Genomic DNA, 22,098 nt, shown 5'->3' with positions numbered 1-22,098 from the left:
GTACCGCTCACAGCCCGAAGCGGCGCTGGAGGTCTCCCAACTGGCCGGGGAGCCGGGGGGCGGATGGCTGGTTCCCGTGCGTCGAGGGCGTCCCGCCCGAGGGCACGCCCGCCTCGTCCGGCGGTGCCCCGGTGGGCTGTTCGGCCATCAACTGCTCGGTGGACTGCAGCAGCACCGTGCCGGCGCCGACGAACTCGAACTGGTGCTCCTCGCCCGACGTCCCGCCGAAGCCGGTGAGCATCCGCACCCCGCCCAGCACGCCGCGCATGTACCCGTGGTCGTAGTGGTGGCACGGCGAGGGGCAGTCCGCCCAGCCGACCAGCGCCTGCGGATCGACCCGGATCGGCGGCTCCACGAAGACCACCGGACCGTTGGACGCGGCGACGAACTTCCCCGTCCCGATGAGCGTCACGAACCCCGGGATGATCGACTGCTTGAGGGCCAGCGTCGGCTGGTACGCCAGCAGGTTCCCCGACCGCACGGTCAGGTTGCCCTCCTCCAGGTCGTACGAGTTCACGTCGAACGCCCGGTCCGCGAGCACCATCCGGCCCCGGCCCTCCGCCACCACCCAGTCCGCGGCGTGCAGCGGCGAGTGGAAGCTGCTCCGGATCAGCCGGTCCAGCGGCCCGTGGCCGATGCCGTGGAAGCTGATCTGCCCGAAGTAGGCGATCATCTTCCCCTTCTGCAGGAACCACTGGCCGTCGAGGTCCACGCTGAAGGCGTACGGGTTGACGTTGTCGTTGACCGGCAGCGAGTGCGCGTCATGGATGACCGGGCCGTTCATCGTGGGCCTCCTGGAGTTTGTCGGCTCCCGGGCCGGGGAGCAAAGCGGGGTGACCCTCCGTCAGGGTCTTTCGTCATGTGCCGCATCGGTATCGCGTCCGGTCTCCAGGCGGTGGAGGATTTCCGAGTTGAGCGACCTGCGGGCCGACCTGGCCTCGGCGGCCAGCCATGAGTGCAGGTCGGCGGGGAGTCTGAGGGTGATGCGTACTTCCTGGTCCATGGAATGCATCGTAGTGTCATAATGGTGTCATGAGGTCGCCGCAGGTCGTCGACGGTGGGAGGCATGCCCGGTACACGTACCGGCTTCGCGTGTCGTCCAGTGCCGAACGGTCGCTGTCCGGCGAGTGGGACCGGTGCCGCTGGGTCTGGAATGAGTGCGTTGCCAGGTCGAAGCGGGCTCATCGTGAAGGTGAGAAGTGCGGTCCGGCATTGCTTGACAGAATGCTGACGCAAGCTCGCGCCGGGATCCCGTGGTTGGCCGAGGGAGCCAGTGTTCCTCAGCAGCAGGTCGTCCGTGACTTCGGGAAGTCCCGCGCCAAGGCGCTGAAGGACGTCGTTACCGTTGACGTACAGCCTCTGCCTCTGACCGGTGCGGTGATCGGTGTCGACTGGGGCGTGAAGGAGACTGCGACCACTACCTCGGATGCTCACGACCTTCCACATGCCGAACATGGCAAAGAGGCTGCTCTGCGGCTCGCTCGATACCAGCGGATGACGGCTCGCCGGGAGCGCCCCAAGGGGAAGACGCAGAGTCGGGGGTACCGAAAGGCCCGTCGGCAGGCCGCAAAGCAACACCGGAAGGTGGCGAGGCAACGCCAGGACACAGCGCGTAAATGGGCCAAGGCCGTAGTGCGTGATCACGACATCATCGCGGTGGAGGACTTCAAGCCCGGATTTCTCGCCAAGACGACCATGGCTCGCAAGGCGGCCGACGCCGCCATCGGCGCGACGAAACGAGCCTTGATCGGGATGGCGCACAAGCATGGGCGCGAGGTGCGGCTCGTACATCCCGCACACACCACCATGGACTGCGCAGCGTGCGGAGCGAGAACCAAGCACGCACTTCCTCTTTCGGAACGTATTTACACCTGCACAGCGTGCGGAGCCGAATCCCCCAGGGACAAGAACTCCGCCCGTGTGATGCTGATCCGGGCTGGTCTGCACCCGGCTGGTGTTGAGGGCGTAGGACCGCCCGGGGCGCCGCCCCGGGCGGCTGCCTGAGCCAGGAATCCCCCGGGACCCACGGAGCCGGTACTGTCCGGCCCCGGCCGAGGGAGTGGTCAAAGCTTCTCCTCCGACGCCTGCACGAACACCGTGCCGCTGCCCGACAGTTCGAGCTGGAACGCCTCGCCCGAACCGCGGCCGATCATCTCCCGCCAGCCGATCGCCGTCGACAGCTTGTTCCGCACGTCGCCGCGGTGAGCGACGTACGCCTGAGGGTCGACGTGCACGGGCCGCTGCGGCTGGATCGGCAGCTCGATGAAGCCGCCGTGCGCCATCACCGCCACCGCGCCGTGCCCCTTGAGGGTCGTGGTGAACAGACCCTGGCCCGTCACCTGACCGCGCACCATGCCCATCACGCCGCCCTGCGACCCCATGAACATCGTGCCCTGCTGGAGCGAACCGTCGAACGCCAGCAGCCGGTCCGCCTCCACGTAGAGGGTGTCACCGCTCAGTTCGATCACATGGACGTGGTGCCCACCGTGTCCGAACATCACCGTGCCGCTGCCCTCCACCGTCATCAGCGGCGTGGCCTCGTTGGCGATCCGGCGGCCGATCATCCCCATGACGCCGCCCTGGCCGCCCGTGATGCTGGGCGTGAAGGAGACCTCGCCCTTGTAGGCGAGCATCGCCCCGCGCTGGCTGAACAGCCGCTGCCCCGGGAGCACCTGGGCCTCGACCATCCGCGAGTTCAGTGAACGGAACGGCATCAGACGTCACCCCCGATCGTGGTGCGCTCGCTCGGCTGCACGTACACCAGCCCGTCGCCCTCGAAGCGGATCTGGAACGCCTCGCCGGATCCCTCGCCCAGGAACGTCCGGAAGTTGACGCCGGACTGGAAGTGCTGCCGGAGCCCGCCGGTGTGCGCGATGTACGCCCCCGGGTCGACCGACAGCGGCGTCTGCGGCGTCACCCGCAGCACGATCGCCGTGCCGTCGGAGAGGATCGCCGCCTGGCCGGTGCCCTCCACGGTCGTCGTGAACAGGCCGTTGCCCTGGGACGCCCCGCGCAGGCCGGTGAACGACGTGCCGGTGCGCAGCGCCGAGTCGGTGCAGAGCAGGTTGGACGCCTCCACGTACAGGGTCTCGCCCTGGAGGTTCACCAAGTTGATCTCGCTCGCCCGGTCGGCGAAGTAGCAGGTGCCGTGCCCCTTCACCTCCATGACCGTCATCTGTTCCCCCGTGATCCGGCGCGTGACCATGCCGCGCAGGCCGTCACCGCCGCCGGTCATCTTCTTGAATGTCATGTCGCCCTCGTACGCGACCATGGCCCCGTTCTTGGCCTTGACCGCGTCGCCCGCCATGTCGACGGCGAGGACTTTGCTCCCTTGGAGCCGAAACTGTGCCACCCCTCGAAGCTAGCGGGCGCCGGCGCCGCTCCGACAGGCCCCCGGTCCCGGAGAGGCCCCGGAGTCGTCCCTGATAAGACCCCTGGTATGGGGTCGAACACCACCCGGAGCCGGGGGTGTCGGCGGTAACTGCAACAATGGTCAGAACTTGTGAACGCACTCACAAGATCGCTGCAGTGCGTGACCGTCCCGCCACTCCCGACGGAAAGGGTGCTCACCCGTGGACCTCAAGACCGCCTCCGCTCTGCGCCGGCTCCGGCTGATCTCCGCGCCCGAGGCCACGTCGTTCCTGCTGCTGCTCGTCTGCGCGGTCCTCAAGCGGACCACCAGCTTCAACGCCGTCCCGACGATGGGCATGGTGCACGGCTTCCTGTTCCTCACCTATGTGATCTTCTGGGTCGACGCCTGGAAACGGGCCAAGTGGGAGACGAAGACCGCCGTCCTCTACTTCGTCCTCTCCGTCCTCCCGCTCGGCGGCTTCTTCGCCGACCGCAAGCTCCGCCGCGAGGCCGAGGCGAGCGTCATGGCCGCCCGGGCCCGCAAGGAAGGCGTGGTCGGCGCGTGATCGTCGCCTTTTCCGTCACCCCGATCGGCGCCGGTGAGGACGTCGGCGCGGACGTCGCGGAAGCGGTGCGCGTCGTCCGGGAATCCGGCCTGCCGAACCGCACCGACGCCATGTTCACCTCCCTGGAGGGGGAGTGGGACGAGGTCATGGACGTCGTCAAGCGCGCCGTCCAGGCCGTCGAGGCCCGCTGCGGCCGGGTCTCGCTCGTCCTCAAGGCCGACATCCGCCAGGGCGTCACCGACGGCCTGACCAAGAAGGTCGAGACGGTGGAACGCCACCTGGCGTCCTGACGCGCGGGCACGGTGCGGCGCCGTATCGCCGTACGGCGCCGTGCCGTGCTGTGCCGCGTCGTGCTGTGCTGTGCTGTGCCGCGTCATGCCATGCCATGCCATGCCATGCCATGCCATGCCATGCCATGCCATGCCGTGTCCGAAGTGCGGGACGAGGCCGCCCGCGATATGACCGGGCGATAGGCTCGTGCCGTGTCCAAGCCGCTCAGCCTGCCCTTCGACCCCATCGCCCGCGCCGACGAACTGTGGGAGCGGCGCTGGGGTGCGGTGCCCTCCATGGCCGCGATCACCTCGATCATGCGGGCCCACCAGATCCTGCTCGGCCAGGTCGACGCCGTCGTCAAGCCGTACGGGCTGACGTTCGCGCGCTACGAGGCGCTGGTGCTGCTCACCTTCTCCAAGGCCGGCGAGCTCCCGATGTCCAAGATCGGTGAGCGCTTGATGGTGCACCCCACGTCCGTGACCAACACGGTGGACCGCCTGGTGACGGCCGGTTTCGTGGACAAGCGCCCCAACCCGCGGGACGGCCGCGGCACGCTCGCGTCGATCACCGACAAGGGGCGCGAGGTCGTCGAGTCGGCGACCCAGGACCTGATGGCGATGGACTTCGGGCTGGGCGTGTACGGCGCGGAGGAGTGTGCGGAGATCTTCCGGATCCTGCGGCCGCTGCGGGTCGCGGCGTCGGACTTCACGGAGGACGAGGCCGCGGCCGGCTGACGAGTCCGTGGCGGCTGGCGGGTCCGCGGCCGGACAGGGCCGCCCCGACGCCCTTCGACGGGCCCGCGCGACACGCCTCGCCCCCTCCCACCAGGGCCCTTTCGGACAGCCCAGGGGCGGCGAAGATCGCCCCGGATGGTGCCGTTACGCTCTCCCCCATGAAGCGCTCCGTCCTGACCCGCTACCGTGCCCTGGCCTACATCACCGGCGTGCTGCTGGTCCTGCTGACGATCGGCGTGATCGCCAAGTACGGACTGGACATGGACGGTGTGGCCGGCCCCCTCCGGGTCGTCGCCATCGCCCACGGCTGGCTCTACGTCCTCTACCTGGTCTTCGCCTTCGACATGGGCTCCAAGGCCAAGTGGCCCTTCGGCCGGCTGGCCTGGATCCTGCTGGCGGGCACCATCCCGACGGCCGCCTTCTTCGTCGAGCGCAAGGTCACCCGCGAGCTGGAGCCCCTGTTCGCCGAGGCGGCGCCCGCGCCGTCCCCCGCCGCGTGACCGCGGTCTGACCGACGCCTGACCGCCCCCTGACCGCCGCGCGGGCTCCTGCCCGGCCCCCGCCCGGCGGCGGAGCGGCACCTTCCGAACGGACGGCCCCGGACGCCCCTTGTGTCCGGGGCCTTCTTGCGCGACGATTTACTAGGACGTCCTAGTAAATTCGACGTCCCCGGGACGGGCCGCGACGACGGGGGCCGCCCGGCGGTCGAGGCCCGCGCGGGGCGCGCGGGAGCGCGGAGAGGCGGACGGCACCACCATGGACGCAGCATCGATCGAAGCGGGACGCGGTCGCTGGCAGGCCCGTTACGACGCGGCGCGCAAGCGGGACGCCGACTTCACCACCCTGTCCGGCGACCCGGTGGACCCGGTCTACGGCCCCCGCCCCGGCGACGCCTACGAGGGCTTCGAGCGCATCGGCTGGCCCGGTGAGTACCCCTTCACCCGCGGTCTGCACGCCACCGGCTACCGGGGCCGCACCTGGACCATCCGCCAGTTCGCCGGCTTCGGCAACGCCGAGCAGACCAACGAGCGCTACAAGATGATCCTGGCCGCGGGCGGCGGCGGTCTCTCGGTCGCCTTCGACATGCCGACCCTGATGGGCCGCGACTCCGACGACCCGCGCTCGCTCGGCGAGGTCGGCCACTGCGGCGTCGCCATCGACTCGGCCGCCGACATGGAGGTCCTCTTCAAGGACATCCCGCTCGGCGACGTCACCACCTCCATGACGATCAGCGGCCCGGCCGTGCCGGTCTTCTGCATGTACCTCGTCGCCGCCGAGCGCCAGGGCGTGGACCCGGCCGTCCTCAACGGCACGCTCCAGACCGACATCTTCAAGGAGTACATCGCCCAGAAGGAGTGGCTGTTCGGCCCCGAGCCGCACCTGCGCCTGATCGGCGACCTGATGGAGCACTGCACCCGCGCCATCCCCGCCTACAAGCCGCTCTCCGTCTCCGGCTACCACATCCGCGAGGCGGGGGCCACGGCCGCCCAGGAGCTCGCGTACACCCTGGCCGACGGCTTCGGCTACGTGGAGCTGGGGCTGAGCCGCGGCCTGGACGTGGACACCTTCGCGCCCGGCCTGTCCTTCTTCTTCGACGCGCACCTCGACTTCTTCGAGGAGATCGCCAAGTTCCGTGCGGCGCGCCGGATCTGGGCCCGGTGGATGAAGGAGGTCTACGGCGCCAAGACGGACAAGGCGCAGTGGCTGCGCTTCCACACCCAGACCGCCGGCGTCTCGCTCACCGCCCAGCAGCCGTACAACAACGTCGTCCGCACGGCGGTGGAGGCCCTCGCCGCCGTCCTCGGCGGCACCAACTCCCTCCACACCAACGCCCTGGACGAGACCCTGGCGCTGCCCAGCGAGCAGGCCGCCGAGATCGCCCTGCGCACGCAGCAGGTGCTGATGGAGGAGACGGGCGTGGCCAACGTCGCGGACCCGCTGGGCGGTTCGTGGTTCGTCGAGCAGCTCACCGACCGCATCGAGGCGGACGCCGAGAAGATCTTCGACCGGATCAAGGAGCGCGGGCTGCGCGCCCACCCCGACGGGAAGCACCCCATCGGCCCGATCACCTCCGGCATCCTGCGCGGCATCGAGGACGGCTGGTTCACCGGCGAGATCGCCGAGAGCGCCTTCCGCTACCAGCAGTCGCTGGAGAAGGGCGACAAGCGGGTCGTCGGCGTCAACTGCCACGAGGGCTCGGTCACCGGTGACCTGGAGATCCTGCGCGTCAGCCACGAGGTCGAGCGCGAGCAGGTCCGCGTCCTGGCCGACCGCAAGGCGGCCCGCGACGACGCCGCCGTCACCGCCGCCCTGAACGCCATGCTGACCGCGGCCCGCGACGGCTCCAACATGATCGGGCCCATGCTGGACGCGGTCCGCGCCGAGGCCACGCTCGGCGAGATCTGCGACGCGCTGCGGGACGAATGGGGGACGTACACGGAGCCGGCGGGCTTCTGAACCCACCCCCGGTAAATACGTTCGAACGCCCGGTCACCGCCCGCTAGGGTGACCGGGCATCGATCGTGGCGCAGGTGCTCTGACCTGCGCCGAAGCACGACTCGGGGGAACGGGAAATGCAGTACGACGGACACGTGGACGCGGGCTTCGAGGCCGTCGCGGACGTCTTCGCGCGGAACTTCGCGGAGACCACCGAACTCGGCGCGGCCGTCACGGTCTTCCACGGCGGCCGCAAGGTCGTGGACCTCTGGGGCGGCACCGCGGACGAGCGCACCGGCCGCCCCTGGGTGGCGGAGACCGCCGTTCCGGTGATGTCCGCCGGCAAGGGCGTCCTCGCCCTCTGCGTCCACCTCCTCGTCCAGCGGGGCCTGCTGGACCTCGACGCCCCGGTGGCGCGCTACTGGCCCGAGTTCGCCCGGAACGGCAAGGAGGGCATCACCGCCCGCATGATCCTCGCCCACCGGGCCGGCCTCCCCGTCCTCGACGCGAGCCCGTCCTTCGCGGAGATCACCGCCTGGACCCCGGTCGTCCGCGCCCTGGAGGAACAGAAGCCGCTCTGGGAGCCGGGCGCGGCGCACGAGTACCACGGCCACACCATCGGCTGGCTGGCCGGCGAGCTGGTCCGGCGGATCACCGGGCTCACCCCCGGCGCGTACTTCCGCTCCGCCGTCGCCGACGGCCTGGGCCTGCGCACCTGGATCGGCCTCCCCGAGGACGAGTACGAGGGCCTCGCCCGGCTCGCGTACGACGGCGAGCCACCGGCCCTCCCCGACCCGGACCACCTCTTCACCCGCATCCTCACCATGAACGGCGCCTTCGTCTTCCCGGGCCTCGACCACCCGCGCGGCTGGAACTCCAAGGACTTCCTGACCGCCGAGATCGCCGGCACCGGCGCCGTCTCCACCGCCCGCGGCCTCGCCGGGACGTACGCGGCGGCGGTCACCGGGATCGACGGCGAACCCCGGCTGCTCACCGAGGAGACGGTGGACGCCGCCCTGCGCCCGCAGACCTCCGGCGCCTCCTGGTCCGGCTTCCCGGACCTGGGCGTCCGCTGGGGCGTCGGCTTCCACCTCGACTCGCCGCCCGTCGTCCCCATGCTCGGCCCGCGCAGCTTCGGCCACGACGGCGCCGGCGGCCACCTCGGCTTCGCGGACGACGAGTTCGGCGTCGGCTTCGGCTACGTCGCCAACCGCATGATCGGCGAGGGCGACGAGCGGGCGGGGCGACTGGTGGCGGCGGTCAAGGAGTGTCTGGAGGGGCTGCCTGAAGAGGGGCTGCTCGTCTCCTGAAGTACGGCCTCCTGAAGTACGGCCTCTTGGAGTACGGGCCCCTGAAGTACGGGCTCAGCGCGTACGGGCGGGGGCGAAGGGGATCCCCGAGGCCAGCCCCCGCCAACCGACCACCAGGGACTCGCCGAGGAAGCTCGCGCCGATGGACAGCTGGAGCGGCCGGGCTTCCTCGTGCAGGCCCATCGCCACCGCCAGGACGTTGAAGCCGGCCGCGACCGCCAGGGTGCCGATCAGGGTCAGGAAGGTGCGGCCGTCGTACCGCTGCCACAGGAACCCTCCCTTGTCAGTCAGCCGGATGGTGGCGCCCCGGAGGGCACCGAGCGCCACGCCGAGGACGGTGCCCGTGATGACCCAGGTGAGGTCGGTGCCGGTGAGGTCCGACTTCTTGGCGAGGGACACGCTGCCGATCACGATCAGGATCACCGGGGCGGCGAAGAGGTCCTTCACGCTGACCGGTTCGCCGATGATCCGTTTGATCACGACCGCGATCACCACCGCCGCGATGATCGCGGCGAGCAGCCAGGGGTTCACGTGGGTACCGCCCATCTTTGTGGCATGAGTGCGCTAAAAAAAATGCTAGCTCGACCGTGCTATAAAGCCAAGGTGCCGAAGATCGTCGACCCCGTGGCCCGTCGGAGGGCGGTGGCGCAGGCCGTCCTGTCCGTCACCGCCCGGCACGGACTGGAAAACGCGTCATTGCGCAACGTCGCCGAGGAGGCCGGACTCGCCGTCGGCTCGGTCCGCCACTACTTCGCCGACCACGACGAGTTGGTGACCTTCGCGATGCGGGAGCTGAGCCGGCGCATCGGCGACCGCATCCGCGCCCACGCCGAGCGGCTCCTGGCCCCTGGCGGCGGCATCGACCGCCGGGCCGGGACGGAGGAACTCCTGGCCGAGTTCCTCCCCCTGGACGAGGCCCGCCGTCAGGAGTGCGCGCTCTGGCTCGCCTTCAGCGCCGCCGCGCACACCCGCCCCCGACTGCGGCCCTGCGCCGCCGAACTGCAGGCCGGCCTGCACGCCCTGATGGCGCGGGTGCTGGACGAGGCCCGGCGCGCCGGCGGGCTGCCGGACGCCCTGGACGTCGAACTGGAGGCCACGCGGCTGGCTGCCCTCCTCGACGGTCTCACCCTCCAGGCGACGCTGCTGCCGGACCGCTACCCGCCCGAGCTGCTCCGCCGGGTGCTGGGACGGCACTTGGACACCCTCGGCGGCTGACTTCGGGGTGTGCCCTACACCGGCGGTGCCGCGCCCGCCGAGGCGAGCCCCCCGATGAGGAGGGCGGTGAACCCCCGCGCCCACTCCCCGTCCACGGGCTCCGCGCTGACGAGCGTCCGGTGGACGACCGCGCCCGCGATCACGTCGAAGATCAGGTCCGCGGTACGCGCCGCGACGGCGGGTTCGTCCTCGCGGGGGAGCTCGCCGCGCGCCTGGGCGCGCTCGCGCCCCAGCAGCACCAGGCCCTTCTGGCGTTCGACGATCGCGGAGCGGATGCGTTCGCGGAGGGCCTCGTCGCGGGTGGACTCGGCGACGACGGCCATCAGGGCCGTCTTGGTCTCGGGCCGGTCGAGGAGGGCGGCGAAGCGGAGGACGACGCCCTCGATGTCGGCCTGGAGGCTGCCGAGGTCGGGGAGGTCGAGGTGCTCGTCGAAGAGGTCGGCGACGGCGTCGACGACGAGGGCGTTCTTGCCGGCCCAGCGTCGGTAGAGGGTGGTCTTGGCGACCCCGGCGCGGGCGGCGACGTCGCCCATTGTCAGCTTGCCCCACCCGAGTTCGACCAGCGCGGCGCGGGTCGCGTCGAGGATCGCGCGGTCGGCCTCGGCGCTGCGGGGGCGGCCCGTGCGACCGCTCGCGCGGTGTGCGGGGGGCTGCGGGGCGGACGTCATGCGGCGACCTTACCGCCGAGTAGCCGCGTCGGTATGAGCCAGATCACGGGAGGCGCCCTGCCGCGGTGCGGGGGTTCCAGTTACGCTACGAGTCGTAGCGAAAGAGTGAGCGACAACCACGGACGCCAGGTGGGGACCCGGCGTCGAATTCGCTGTGTACCGCTGCGTACTTTTCCGATCGCCGCGCGGAAGGGGGAGGATGGGCCCATGCAGCCACGGAACATGTCCATGAGTGGAGTGGTCGACCTCGCCGCGGTGAAGGCGGCCGGGGAAGCCAAGCAGAAGGCGGAGCAGGTGCGGGCCGAGGCGGCCCGCCAGGGCGGTGTGCCCGCGGGCGCGGGGCGCCTGGTCCTCGACGTCGACGAGGCGTCGTTCGAGCACGAGGTGCTCCAGCGGTCGGCCGAGGTGCCGGTCGTCATCGACTTCTGGGCCGACTGGTGCGAGCCCTGCAAGCAGCTCGGCCCGGTGCTGGAGCGGCTGGCCGGCGAGTACGCGGGCCGGTTCGTGCTGGCCAAGGTGGACGTCGAGGCCAACCAGCGGCTGTTCCAGCAGTTCGGCGTCCAGTCCATCCCGGCGGTCTTCGCGGTCGTGGCCGGCCAGGCGCTGCCGCTGTTCCAGGGCGCGGCGCCCGAGGCGCAGATCCGCCAGGTGCTCGACCAGCTCGTGCAGGTCGCGGAGCAGCAGTTCGGCATCGTCGGCGCGCCGGTGGCGCCGGGTGCCGAGGACGAGGCGCAGGCGCCGGTGCGTCCGGCCGGGCCGCACGACGCGGCGCTGGGCGCGGCCCACGACGCGCTCGACCGGGGCGACCTGGGCGGTGCCGTCCAGGCGTACAAGAACGTGCTGTCCGACGACCCGGGCAACGTCGAGGCCAAGCTGGGTCTGGCCCAGGCGGAGCTGCTGCGGCGGGTCCAGGGCATGGACGCCCAGCAAGTGCGCAAGGCCGCGGCCGACGCGCCGGGTGACGTCCCGGCGCAGATCGCGGCGGCCGACCTCGACCTGGTCGGCGGGCACGTCGAGGACGCGTTCGGCCGGCTGATCGACGTCATCCGGCGGACGGCCGGCGAGGACCGCGACGCGGCGCGCGTCCGGCTGCTGGAGCTGTTCGAGGTCATCGGCCCGGACGATCCGCGGGTGACGGCGGCGCGTACGGCGCTGTCGCGGGCGCTGTTCTGAACGGTTCGTCGGCACACGCTTGTCACAAACGAAACACCGGTCGCGGTATATCAAATCTTTATAAATGCGACCGTAGTTACTTGCGGTAAGGGGAACCCGGGCTTCCGCCCGGGTTTTTCCCGTTATGCCGCCATCTTCTCGGCGGAACGCCGCTCACTCCCCGTACCCGCCCGTCGTGGGTCGGACTCCCAGAGGTTATCCGCGCGTTACTCGCAAGTAATGAACCTCTTGTGCCTCGCCCCGGAATCGACCACGATCGGCGCAACCCGGTCCGGCACCGCGGTCCGGCATCCGGCCGGCGCACGGGAGCCGGGTCCCCACCGGGACGACCGGCGGCTGCGCCGCCGGCCGTGGGACAGGGGGGTCCCCGCCGCCAACGACGGGGCCTGTCCCGGAGGTTGCGCGCACGCGTGGCCACGTGGTTGTCGCTCGGGGGTGATCGCCGGTGTTTCGGTCGCGGCTTGGCGTTGGGTGCCACCGCAGGCGACGGCGCTCCGCTTCCCGAGGACGTAGCACGTCTCCCACCCCGGGCCAGGGTCGTCGGCCCGTGCCGGGGGTGTACGTCCGAGAAGGAGGCAAGTCATGAAGTCCCAGGCACGCGGTGGGACCAGATGGAAGCGGTTCGCGGTCGTCATGGTCCCGAGTGTGGGCGCGGCGGCGGCGGTCACGATGGCGATCGCGCAGGGTGCGCTGGCGGCGTCGTTCCAGGTTTCCGGTCAGCAGTTCCAGATCACGGCCAAGCACATCCACGGCGAGGGCTTCGGCCAGTACGGCGCCATGGAGGACACGGACCCGAAGGCCAAGGACCACAAGCCGGTCGCGGTCGTCGGCATGAACGACGCCGACATCACCAAGCTCTGTCAGGCGGTCAACGTCCCCACGCCGTTCGGGACGGTGGGCCTCAAGCTGAAGGCGGGCGGCGGGGGCAAAAAGGTCCACGCGAAGCAGCTGTACCTCGACGCCAACGAGATGAAGGTCGGGAACGCTCAGTTCAACAAGATCGACATCGGTGTGTCGTCGGACCACATGACCCAGGGACCAGGGAAGAACCCCGGCGACGTGAAGAAGTCGGTTCCGAACTCCTTCGCCCAACAGGCCGAGACCGTCGAGTTCGACAACGTGGACCAGAAGGCATGGGCCACATCGTCCGCTTCCTTCACCCTGCCTGACCTCAGGATGAACATCAGCATGGACGAGCAGGTGTGCAAGCCCGGCGAGTAGCACACGGGAACGGCCGGGGGCGGGGACCGCACGGGTTCCCGTGCCCGTGCCGCGCGCACTCGTGATCGCGGGGAGCGCGGGACGGGAGCCCACCGGGGGCTCACCCAAGCACCAATCGCCAGTTCGAGGAGCTGTCCACCATGAGCGCCGACACGACGCCACCACAGCCGGCCGACAAGGGCGGCCCGCGCCGCAGGTTCCGGACCTGGCGGGGTGAACGCCCATTCTGGGCCGGTCTGTGGACCATGCTCGCCGGTGTGCCGATCATGTACATCCCGTACCAGGCCCTGAAGTTCGGCGAGCTGAGCATCCGGCTGTCCACCACGGCGGGCGCGGGCTCACTGATCATCGGGATCCTGCTCGTCGTCCTCGGTCTGACGATGTGGTTCCAGAAGCACTCCCGCGTCTTCTCGGGCGTCGCGGCCATCCTGCTCGGGATCGTCTCGCTCGTCGTCTCCAACTTCGGCGCGTTCCTGCTCGGGATCGTCCCGGCGATGCTGGGCGGCGCGCTCGCCGTCGCCTGGGCGCCGGCCCGGCCGCTGCCGGAGGCCGTGGAGGCCTCGGAGGAGGAGCCGCCGGACCTCCCGATCCCGTCCGGCCCGTCGCTGGTGAAGGAATGAACAGGAGCCACCGTGGCGACTGACGACGAAGCGCGCGACCGCGACTGCCCGAGAGCGGGCCCGCGCCACGCCGCGCCCAGAAAGCCTCTGCTGGCGCGCCTGCACATGCCCGCGGGGAAGGCGGTCGCACTGGCGGCCATGCCGACCGCGGTGCTCATGGGCATGGGCTTCACGCCCCAGCTGGCCACGGCCAAGCCGGGTGCGCCCAGTCCGTTCGGCGATGCGTTCTGCGTGACGAAGCCGGATGGGACGCCCACGCCGGACACGCCTACGCCCGGCACGCCCACGGCGGATTCGCCCACGGCCACGCCGAGCCCGGACGAAGACGCCGCGAAGGAAAAGGGCAAGAGCAAGGAGAAGGACAAGGACAAGGGCAAGGGCAAGGACGACGACAAGGGCGGGGCGACGAACGAGCCGGACACCGGCGGAAAGCCGACCCCTGACGAGGGGAAGGACGACACCCCGGCCGAGACCGGGAAGCCCGCTCCCAAGCCCACCGCCGACCCGACGCCGGACCCGCCGGCCGTACCGGACAAGGGCAAGCTGCCCGTGCCGCCGATCCCGCCGCTGCCGCCCCTGCCGGATCTACCGCGGCTGCCCGACCCGGAGGCGACCAAGTCCCCGACCCCGACGACCACCCCGTCGCCGGACCGTACGGGCACCACGGACACCCCGGCGCCTTCGGCAACGCCTCGCCCCGGGAAGAGCCCGGACCGCGCCGGAAAGAAGGCAGAGGAGACGAGGAGGAAGAAGGAGACGGGCCCCACCGGTGCGCCGCCCACCGCCCCCTCCGCCACCACGAAGCCCTCCACCGAGCCGGACGACGACAAGACCCCGACCCCGGGCTCGACCCCGTCGGGCCCGTCGGGCACCCCGTCCCCCGGCGCGACGGACACGAAGACGCCGCCACCCTGCCCGCTCCCCAACCGGCAGTCGGACAAGGGGCAGGCCGCCTTCGCCGACAACCCCTGGTTCCTGGAGGCGAACCGGCTCACGCTGACCGGTCTGACCTACGAGGGGGTCAAGGAGGTCGTCACGGCGGGCGGACAGAAGAAGTCCGTCCTCAAGTTCTCCGCGGACAAGCTGGCGATAGACGACCTGCACGCCCTGGTCAACGACCGGAAGAGGATCTACCACCAGTCCGGCCCGGGCAAGACCTCGACGGTCGACGGCGGCCGCGTGACGATGTACACCGAGCAGCTGAAGGGCAAGCTCCTCGGCAGCACCCTCCCCCTCTTCGCCGCCGACTACACCGCCGAACACCCGCCCCCGCTCATACCGGGCCTCAAGCTCCCCATCCCGATCTTCTTCACCGACGTGAAGATCCGCCAGGCGGGCCAGTTCGGCGGCAACCTCACCATCCCCAACATGCGCGTCTACGTCACGGACGGGGTGTACCCCTAGCGGAGCCGGAAACGGCTGTGGCCGCCGGCCCCGAGGGGCGGCGGCCACAGCCGTTCAGGCGCGGGTCAGTTCTCGCGGCCCAGGTGGTGGACGCGGACCATGTTGGTCGTGCCCGGGACGCCGGGCGGGGAGCCGGCGGTGATGATCATGGTGTCGCCCTCGTTGTAGCGCTTGAGCTTGAGGAGCTCGGCGTCGACGAGGTCGACCATGGCGTCGGTGTTGTCGACGTGCGGGACGACGTACGTCTCGACGCCCCAGCTCAGGGCGAGCTGGTTGCGGGTGGCGGCGTCCGTGGTGAAGGCCAGGATCGGCTGGGCCGCGCGGTAGCGGGACAGGCGGCGGGCGGTGTCGCCGGACTTGGTGAAGGCGACGAGGGCCTTGCCGCCCAGGAAGTCGGCGATCTCGGCGGCGGCGCGGGCCACCGAACCGCCCTGGGTGCGCGGCTTCTTGCCCGGGACGAGCGGCTGGAGGCCCTTGGAGAGGAGCTCCTGCTCGGCCGCCTCGACGATGCGGGACATCGTCTTGACGGTCTCGATCGGGTAGGCGCCCACGCTCGACTCGGCGGAGAGCATGACCGCGTCCGCGCCGTCCAGGATCGCGTTGGCGACGTCGGACGCCTCGGCGCGGGTCGGACGCGAGTTGGTGATCATTGACTCCATCATCTGGGTCGCGACGATCACCGGCTTGGCGTTGCGGCGGCACATCTCGATGAGGCGCTTCTGCACCATCGGGACGCGCTCCAGCGGGTACTCCACCGCCAGGTCGCCACGGGCCACCATCACACCGTCGAAGGCCATGACGACCTCGTGCATGTTCTCGACGGCCTGCGGCTTCTCGACCTTGGCGATCACCGGGACGCGACGGCCGACCTCGTCCATCACCTGGTGCACGTCGAGGACGTCCTTGGCGTCGCGGACGAAGGACAGCGCGACCATGTCGCAGCCCATCGCGAGCGCGAACTTCAGGTCCTCGATGTCCTTCTCGGACAGCGCCGGGACGTTGACGGCCGCGCCGGGCAGGTTGATGCCCTTGTGGTCGGAGATGACGCCGCCCTCGATGACGATGGTCTTGACCCGCGGGCCGTCGACCTCCGTCACGCGCAGCTCGACGTTGCCGTCGTTGATCAGGACCTGGTCGCCCTTGGTGACGTCGCCGGGCAGGCCCTTGTAGGTGGTGCCGCAGATCGTCTTGTCGCCGGCGACGTCCTCCGTCGTGATGGTGAACTCGTCACCGCGCACCAGCTCCACCGGGCCGTCCGCGAAGGTCTCCAGGCGGATCTTCGGGCCCTGGAGGTCGGCCAGGACGCCGACCGCGCGGCCGGTCTCCTCGGCGGCCTTGCGGAGGCGGTGGTACCGCTCCTCGTGCTCCGAGTGGCTGCCGTGGCTCATGTTGAAGCGGGCCACGTTCATACCGGCCTCGATCAGCGTCTTCAGCTGCTCGAAGGAGTCGACGGCGGGGCCCAGGGTGCAGACGATTTTGGAACGGCGCATGGGGCAGATCCTATCGGTTTGTTTCGGAGCGGAATATTCGAGCTGTGGGAAGTGACAGGGGCGAGCCGGGGGCGGAACCCCCGGCTCCGTGGGGATCAGGCGCTGACCAGGGCGTATGCCTGGGTGGCGATCTCCAGCTCCTCGTCGGTCGGGACGACCGCGACGGCGACCCGGGCGTAGTCCGGGGAGATTAGTCGCGCCGAGTCCCCGCGCTGCGCGTTGAGCTCCGCGTCCACGGCCAGGCCCAGCTCCTCCAGGCCGGCCACGGCGGCCTCCCGCACGGGCGCCGCGTTCTCGCCCACACCCGCCGTGAAGGCGATCGCGTCGACCTTGCCCAGCACCGCGTAGTAGGCGCCGATGTACTTCTTCAGCCGGTGCACGTAGATGTCGAACGCGAGCCGCGCCGCCTCGTCGCCCTCGTCGATCCGCCGGCGGATCTCGCGCATGTCGTTGTCGCCGCACAGTCCGATCAGACCGCTCTTCTTGTTGAGGAGCGAGTCGATCTCGTCGACGGACATCCCCGCGTTGCGGGCCAGGTGGAAGATGACCGCCGGGTCGACGTCACCGGAACGGGTGCCCATGACCAGGCCCTCCAGCGGGGTGAGGCCCATGGAGGTGTCCACGCAGCGGCCCCCCTGGACGGCGGACGCGGACGCGCCGTTGCCCAGGTGCAGGACGATCACGTTGACCTCGGACGGGTCCTTGCCCAGCAGCTTCGCCGTCTCCCGCGAGACGTACGCGTGCGAGGTGCCGTGGAAGCCGTAGCGGCGCACCCGGTGGGCGTCCGCCGTGGCCACGTCGATCGCGTAGCGCGCCGCGTGCTCCGGCATCGTCGTGTGGAACGCCGTGTCGAACACCGCGACCTGCGGCAGGTCCGGGCGGAGCGCCTGGGCGGTGCGGATGCCGGTGATGTTGGCCGGGTTGTGCAGCGGGGCGACCGGGATCAGCCGCTCGATCTCCGCCAGCACCTCGTCGGTGATCAGCGTCGGCTCGGTGAACTGGTTGCCGCCGTGCACCACGCGGTGGCCGATCGCGGCCAGCTCGGGGGAGTCCAGCCCGAGCCCGTCCGCCGCCAGCTCGGCGGCGACGGCCTGGAGCGCGGCGGTGTGGTCGGCGATCCGCTCGGTGATCTCGCGCTTGGTGCCGCCGGTCGCCAGCGGGGTGTGGGCCAGCCGCGAGGAGTCCTCGCCGATGCGCTCGACGAGCCCGACGGCGAGCCGGGCGCCGTCGGCCATGTCCAGCAGCTGGTACTTCAGCGAGGACGAGCCGGAGTTGAGGACGAGGACGCGGGTCGCGCGGGAGGTGGCCTGGGCGTTGGCAGTCATGGGGCTTTCCGTGGTGGGGGGAACGGCGGAGGGCGGGGCGGGGATCACGGCTCGACGCGGTCGCCGCGCTGGTCGCCCTGGGCCTGGATGGCCGTGATGGCGACCGTGTTGACGATGTCCTGGACGAGCGCGCCGCGCGACAGGTCGTTGACCGGCTTGCGCAGACCCTGCAGGACCGGGCCGACCGCGACCGCGTGGGCCGACCGCTGCACGGCCTTGTACGTGTTGTTGCCCGTGTTCAGGTCGGGGAACACGAGGACGGTCGCCTTTCCGGCCACCTCGGAGCCCGGCAGCTTGGTGGCGGCGACGGCGGCGTCCACGGCCGCGTCGTACTGGATCGGGCCCTCGACCAGCAGGTCGGGACGGCGCTCGCGGACGAGCTCGGTCGCCCGGCGCACCTTGTCCACGTCCGCGCCGGAGCCGGAGGTGCCAGTCGAGTACGAGAGCATCGCGATCCGCGGCTCCACGCCGAACTGCGTCGCCGTGGCGGCGGACTGGATGGCGATGTCCGCGAGCTGCTCGGCGTTGGGGTCCGGGTTGACGGCGCAGTCGCCGTAGACGAGGACCCGGTCGGCCAGGCACATGAAGAAGACCGACGAGACGATCTGCGCGCCCGGCGCCGTCTTGATGATCTCGAAGGCGGGCCGGATGGTCGCGGCGGTGGAGTGCACCGCGCCGGAGACCATGCCGTCGGCCAGCCCCTCCTGCACCATCAGCGTGCCGAAGTACGACACGTCGGCGACGACGTCGTGGGCCAGCTCCACCGTCATGCCCTTGTGGGCGCGGGCCGCCGCGTAGATCTCGGCGAAGCGCTCGCGCAGCGGCGACTTCTGCGGGTCGATGAGCTGCGCCTCGCCCAGGTCGATGCCCAGTTCGGCGGCGCGCTTGCGGATGACGTCCTCCTCGCCCAGCAGGGTGAGGTCGCAGACGTCGCGGCGCAGCAGCACGTCGGCGGCGCGCAGCACCCGCTCCTCGGTGCCCTCGGGGAGGACGACGCGGCGGCGGGCGGAGCGGGAGCGCTCGATCAGCTCGTGCTCGAACATCATCGGGGTGACGCGGCCGGAGCGGGCGACGGCGATGCGCTCGGTGAGCTCGGCGGTGTTCACGTGCCGCTCGAACAGGCCGAGGGCGGTCTCCGCCTTGCGCGGCGACGAGCCGTCGAGCTTGCCCTCGACGGCGAACAGCTCGGCCGCGGTCGGGAAGGAGCCGCCGGGCACGGAGATCACCGGGGTGCCGGGGGCGAGCCGGCCGGCCAGCGCCAGGATGTCCGGTCCCGGCCGCTCGTCCAGGGTGAGGAGCACGCCGGCTATCGAGGGGGCGCCGGCGCTGTGCGCGGCGAGGGCGCCGACGATCAGGTCGACGCGGTCGCCGGGGGTGACCACCAGGCAGCCGTCGGTCAGGGCCGGGAGGAAGACGGGGAGCATGGCGCCGCCGAAGACGAAGTCCTTGGCGTCCCGGTTGAGCCCGGCGTCGTCACCGAGCAGCACCTCGGCGCCCAGCTTGCGGACGATCTGCGCGACGGTCGGCGCGGAGAGCGAGGCGTCCTCGGGGAGCGCGTAGCAGGGGACCGGCAGGCCGGACGCCAGGCCCTCGGCGATGGCCTCGCGGTCGGCCGGGGCCACCCGGTTGACGACCAGGGCGACGACGTCGCAGCCCAGCGCCTCGTAGGCGCGGAAGGCGTTGCGGGCCTCGGCGCGGACGGCCTCGGCGGCCTGGCCGCCGCCGCCCACGACGGTGATCACGGAGGCGCCGAACTCGTTCGCCAGCCGGGCGTTGAGCGCCAGCTCGTCCGGCAGGTTGCTGCCGATGAAGTCGGTACCGAGGACGAGGACGTTCTCGTACTCCCGGGAGACGGCGTGGAAGCGCTCGACGAGCCGGGAGACCAGCTCGTCCGTGCCCTTCTCGGCCTGGAGGGCGGCGGCCTCGGCGTACGTGAGGCCGTACACGCTTTCGGGTGACTGCTCCAGCCGGTAGCGGGTGCGGAGGAGGTCGAAGAGGCGGTCCGGCCCGTCGCCGTGGACGAGCGGGCGGAACACCCCGACCCGGTCCACCTGGCGGGTGAGGAGCTCCATGACTCCCAGCTCGATGACCTGGCGTCCGTCGCCGCGGTCGGTCCCGGTCACGTACACGCTGCGCGTCACGCGTGCTCTCCTTGCTCCATGGCCGTGTGCTGTTCGGGTGGCGTTTGTTCGGCTTGTGAAATTACCCGTTAGGGTGGTCTTGCCCTCTTGACAATACCTGCGACCCTGGATAAGGCGCTCGTCAGGCGGAAGGCGAGAGGCTCGGCGGAAGATCGTCAGTGTGTTGGTTAATGTGCGTTGACGGCCGCCCGTGCGAGCGCGGCGGGCCCGGCAGGCCCGTGGAACAATCGGGTCCGGCTCACAGGTCCCACTAGCGACCACCAGAACCAGCAGGAGACACAGCACGATGCGCATCGGAGTCCTCACCGCGGGCGGCGACTGCCCCGGCCTGAACGCCGTCATCCGCTCGGTGGTGCACCGTGCCATCACGGAGCACGGTGACGAGGTCATCGGCTTCGAGGACGGCTTCAAGGGCCTGCTCGACGGCCGGTTCCGGAAGCTCGACCTCGACGCCGTGAGCGGCATCCTGGCCCGTGGCGGCACCATCCTGGGCTCCGCCCGGCTGGAGCGCGCCCGGCTGCGCGAGGCGTGTGAGAACGCCAAGGACTTCTCCCGTGAGCACGGCATCGACGTCCTCATTCCCATCGGCGGCGAAGGCACGCTCACTGCGGCCCGGATGCTGTCGGACGCCGGGCTCCCGGTCGTCGGCGTCCCCAAGACGATCGACAACGACATCTCCTCCACCGACCGCACCTTCGGCTTCGACACGGCCGTCGGCGTCGCCACCGAGGCCATCGACCGGCTGAAGACCACCGCCGAGTCCCACCAGCGCGTGATGGTCGTCGAGGTCATGGGCCGGCACGCGGGCTGGATCGCCCTGGAGTCCGGCATGGCCGGCGGCGCCCACGGCATCTGCCTCCCCGAGCGGGCCTTCGACCCCGCCGACCTGGTGAAGATGGTGGAGGAGCGGTTCGCCCGCGGCAAGAAGTTCGCCGTCATCTGCGTCGCCGAGGGTGCGCACCCGGCCGACGGGACGATGGACTACAAGAAGGGCGCCATAGACCAGTTCGGCCACGAGCGGTTCGCCGGCATCGGCACCAAGCTCGCGGGCGAGCTGGAGCGCCGCCTCGGCAAGGAGGCCCGCCCGGTCATCCTCGGCCACGTCCAGCGCGGCGGCACCCCGACGGCGTACGACCGCGTCCTCGCCACCCGCTTCGGCTGGCACGCGGTCGAGGCCGCGCACCGCGGCGACTTCGGCAAGATGACCGCGCTGCGCGGCACCGACATCACGATGGTGCCGCTGGCGGACGCGATCACCGAGCTGAAGCGGGTGCCGGAGGACCGGATGGACGAGGCGGAGTCGGTCTTCTGACCGGTGCCGGGCCAGTGATCGGCTGAGCCGGCTCGCCGGTCGGCGGTTGACGCGGGGCGCGGCTTCCCGCCTCCCTCGTACGGGGGTTGGCGGGTACGGCGCTTGACGTGGCGGCGTTTACGGTGTGTCGCGGGGGCGCTAGAGTGCTGGTGGCCCTGGGAGTCCGGAATCTCTGGGCCGGGGACGCCCCACAACTTCGCCCACGAGTCTTCCTGGGCGAGGTGCCCCCTTCATTCGGATCAGCACAACCTAAAGAGGCCCTCGCCTCGGCGGTCATCCGAGACGAGAGCCGACACCGCCCGCAGCGGACGGCTTGTTGACCGTCAGTCCTCAGTTGGTCGGAGGACTGGCGGTCACCGAAGCGGCGGCCGTGCCGTCGCAGTACAACCGAAAAGAGGCCCTCGCCCCGGCCGATCTCCGAGACGAGAGCCGACACCGCCCTCAACGGACGGCTTGTTGACCGTCAGTCCTCACCTGTTCGGAGGACTGGCGGTCACCGTTCGTTGAGCCACCTCCAGAACTCCCGGATCACTGCCGCGATCCGCTCGTGCAGAGGCTTTTTGCGGTGACGCCCCACGGCGCCCCCCTTCATCGGTGCGCGGTCAGAGGACCGGTGACCGCTCCGGAGGGGGCCCTGGTTCGGACTCCCCGCCCGTGGAAGCCCGTGGAGGACCTCCCGGACGAGGACCCCGACGTATGCGGGTCCCTCGAGAAGGGGGGCGCGTGTGCAGCGCTGATCCGTACGCTATCGCAACGGCCTTGCCTGGAACGGCCGTTGAGGGGGAGCGTGAAAGCGGCGCGCGGCGCCCGGAGTCACCCGGGCGCCGCACGCCGCTTCTTCACGCCCCCCCCGCGCGGG

The 22,098-nt window shown here is 70.9% G+C and carries 22 protein-coding genes; 13 read left to right on the top strand and 9 right to left on the bottom strand.

Annotated features, from left to right (window positions below):
* Window positions 1-7: 7 nt before the first annotated feature.
* Together JNW98_RS15425 and JNW98_RS15420 are read right to left on the bottom strand one after the other, a co-directional pair.
* Window positions 8-784 (bottom strand): AIM24 family protein, encoded by a 777-nt coding sequence (locus JNW98_RS15425; protein ID WP_223768785.1) that lies wholly within the window; start codon window positions 782-784, stop codon window positions 8-10.
* A 60-nt stretch (window positions 785-844) separates the two neighbouring features.
* Window positions 845-1,003: an Arc family DNA-binding protein gene (locus JNW98_RS15420; protein ID WP_223768784.1), complete on the bottom strand. Its 159-nt coding sequence runs from the start codon at window positions 1,001-1,003 to the stop codon at window positions 845-847.
* A gap of 29 nt (window positions 1,004-1,032) precedes the next feature.
* On the opposite strand from JNW98_RS15420, the gene JNW98_RS15415 reads away from it, so the two are divergent.
* Complete coding sequence (locus JNW98_RS15415; protein ID WP_223768783.1) at window positions 1,033-2,004, top strand: RNA-guided endonuclease InsQ/TnpB family protein; 972 nt, start codon at window positions 1,033-1,035, stop codon at window positions 2,002-2,004.
* Between the two features lie 59 nt (window positions 2,005-2,063).
* Here JNW98_RS15415 and JNW98_RS15410 read toward each other — a convergent pair whose 3' ends face one another.
* Together JNW98_RS15410 and JNW98_RS15405 are read right to left on the bottom strand one after the other, a co-directional pair.
* Complete coding sequence (locus JNW98_RS15410) at window positions 2,064-2,714, bottom strand: AIM24 family protein (protein ID WP_223768782.1); 651 nt, start codon at window positions 2,712-2,714, stop codon at window positions 2,064-2,066.
* Window positions 2,714-3,352, bottom strand: a complete 639-nt coding sequence (locus JNW98_RS15405; protein WP_223768781.1) for an AIM24 family protein — start codon at window positions 3,350-3,352, stop codon at window positions 2,714-2,716. Before JNW98_RS15405 ends, JNW98_RS15410 begins: the two co-directional genes overlap by 1 nt.
* 220 nt (window positions 3,353-3,572) lie before the next feature.
* On the opposite strand from JNW98_RS15405, the gene JNW98_RS15400 reads away from it, so the two are divergent.
* From JNW98_RS15400 to JNW98_RS15375, 6 genes are all read left to right on the top strand, one after another.
* Entirely contained in the window at window positions 3,573-3,917 is a 345-nt protein-coding gene (locus tag JNW98_RS15400; protein WP_223768780.1) for a DUF3817 domain-containing protein, read from the top strand.
* Window positions 3,914-4,207, top strand: a complete 294-nt coding sequence (locus JNW98_RS15395; protein ID WP_223768779.1) for an MTH1187 family thiamine-binding protein — start codon at window positions 3,914-3,916, stop codon at window positions 4,205-4,207. The genes JNW98_RS15400 and JNW98_RS15395 overlap by 4 nt, the downstream gene beginning before the upstream one ends.
* A gap of 192 nt (window positions 4,208-4,399) precedes the next feature.
* On the top strand, window positions 4,400-4,924 hold the full coding sequence (locus tag JNW98_RS15390; protein WP_223768778.1) for a MarR family winged helix-turn-helix transcriptional regulator: 525 nt from the start codon (window positions 4,400-4,402) through the stop codon (window positions 4,922-4,924).
* A gap of 158 nt (window positions 4,925-5,082) precedes the next feature.
* Window positions 5,083-5,424 carry a DUF3817 domain-containing protein gene (locus JNW98_RS15385; protein ID WP_223768777.1) on the top strand — a complete coding sequence of 114 codons (342 nt, stop codon included), beginning with the start codon at window positions 5,083-5,085 and terminating at the stop codon, window positions 5,422-5,424.
* A 256-nt stretch (window positions 5,425-5,680) separates the two neighbouring features.
* Window positions 5,681-7,381, top strand: coding sequence for a coenzyme B12-dependent isobutyryl-CoA mutase large subunit (icmA, locus tag JNW98_RS15380; RefSeq protein WP_223768776.1), 1,701 nt, complete (start codon window positions 5,681-5,683; stop codon window positions 7,379-7,381).
* Between the two features lie 116 nt (window positions 7,382-7,497).
* A complete protein-coding gene (locus JNW98_RS15375; RefSeq protein WP_223768775.1) occupies window positions 7,498-8,670 on the top strand; it encodes a serine hydrolase domain-containing protein in 1,173 nt (390 codons plus the stop codon).
* A 54-nt stretch (window positions 8,671-8,724) separates the two neighbouring features.
* On the opposite strand, the gene JNW98_RS15370 is transcribed toward JNW98_RS15375, so the two are convergent.
* On the bottom strand, window positions 8,725-9,216 hold the full coding sequence (locus JNW98_RS15370; protein ID WP_223768774.1) for a DUF1453 domain-containing protein: 492 nt from the start codon (window positions 9,214-9,216) through the stop codon (window positions 8,725-8,727).
* Between the two features lie 57 nt (window positions 9,217-9,273).
* Between JNW98_RS15370 and JNW98_RS36170 the strand changes: the two genes are divergently transcribed.
* Window positions 9,274-9,885: a TetR/AcrR family transcriptional regulator gene (locus JNW98_RS36170; protein ID WP_308015612.1), complete on the top strand. Its 612-nt coding sequence runs from the start codon at window positions 9,274-9,276 to the stop codon at window positions 9,883-9,885.
* A 14-nt stretch (window positions 9,886-9,899) separates the two neighbouring features.
* Here JNW98_RS36170 and JNW98_RS15350 read toward each other — a convergent pair whose 3' ends face one another.
* Complete coding sequence (locus JNW98_RS15350; RefSeq protein WP_223768773.1) at window positions 9,900-10,553, bottom strand: TetR/AcrR family transcriptional regulator; 654 nt, start codon at window positions 10,551-10,553, stop codon at window positions 9,900-9,902.
* A gap of 207 nt (window positions 10,554-10,760) precedes the next feature.
* On the opposite strand from JNW98_RS15350, the gene JNW98_RS15345 reads away from it, so the two are divergent.
* The 4 genes from JNW98_RS15345 to JNW98_RS15330 all read left to right on the top strand — a co-directional run bounded on the left by JNW98_RS15345 (window position 10,761) and on the right by JNW98_RS15330 (window position 14,971).
* Window positions 10,761-11,726, top strand: coding sequence for a tetratricopeptide repeat protein (locus JNW98_RS15345; protein ID WP_223768772.1), 966 nt, complete (start codon window positions 10,761-10,763; stop codon window positions 11,724-11,726).
* Between the two features lie 582 nt (window positions 11,727-12,308).
* The gene (locus tag JNW98_RS15340) at window positions 12,309-12,947 is read left to right on the top strand and encodes a DUF6230 family protein (protein WP_223768771.1); all 639 of its coding nucleotides are present in this window, start codon (window positions 12,309-12,311) and stop codon (window positions 12,945-12,947) included.
* A 140-nt stretch (window positions 12,948-13,087) separates the two neighbouring features.
* Window positions 13,088-13,567 carry a DUF6114 domain-containing protein gene (locus tag JNW98_RS15335; RefSeq protein ID WP_223768770.1) on the top strand — a complete coding sequence of 160 codons (480 nt, stop codon included), beginning with the start codon at window positions 13,088-13,090 and terminating at the stop codon, window positions 13,565-13,567.
* A gap of 12 nt (window positions 13,568-13,579) precedes the next feature.
* Window positions 13,580-14,971 (top strand): hypothetical protein, encoded by a 1,392-nt coding sequence (locus JNW98_RS15330; protein WP_223768769.1) that lies wholly within the window; start codon window positions 13,580-13,582, stop codon window positions 14,969-14,971.
* A gap of 65 nt (window positions 14,972-15,036) precedes the next feature.
* Here the strand turns inward: JNW98_RS15330 and pyk are convergent, their stop codons facing one another.
* The 3 genes from pyk to pta form a co-directional block, all read right to left on the bottom strand.
* Window positions 15,037-16,461 carry a pyruvate kinase gene (pyk, locus tag JNW98_RS15325; protein WP_223768768.1) on the bottom strand — a complete coding sequence of 475 codons (1,425 nt, stop codon included), beginning with the start codon at window positions 16,459-16,461 and terminating at the stop codon, window positions 15,037-15,039.
* Between the two features lie 95 nt (window positions 16,462-16,556).
* On the bottom strand, window positions 16,557-17,786 hold the full coding sequence (locus JNW98_RS15320; protein WP_223768767.1) for an acetate kinase: 1,230 nt from the start codon (window positions 17,784-17,786) through the stop codon (window positions 16,557-16,559).
* 44 nt (window positions 17,787-17,830) lie between these two features.
* A complete protein-coding gene (gene pta, locus JNW98_RS15315) occupies window positions 17,831-19,927 on the bottom strand; it encodes a phosphate acetyltransferase (RefSeq protein ID WP_223768766.1) in 2,097 nt (698 codons plus the stop codon).
* 286 nt (window positions 19,928-20,213) lie between these two features.
* Here pta and JNW98_RS15310 point away from each other — a divergent pair, with 286 nt between their 5' ends.
* Entirely contained in the window at window positions 20,214-21,239 is a 1,026-nt protein-coding gene (locus JNW98_RS15310) for an ATP-dependent 6-phosphofructokinase (protein ID WP_004950879.1), read from the top strand.
* The last annotated feature ends 859 nt before the right edge of the window (window positions 21,240-22,098 follow it).

This window comes from Streptomyces huiliensis (assembly GCF_020037025.1).
Taxonomy (GTDB): domain Bacteria; phylum Actinomycetota; class Actinomycetes; order Streptomycetales; family Streptomycetaceae; genus Streptomyces; species Streptomyces huiliensis.
This window is presented reverse-complemented; position numbering and strand designations above follow the sequence as displayed.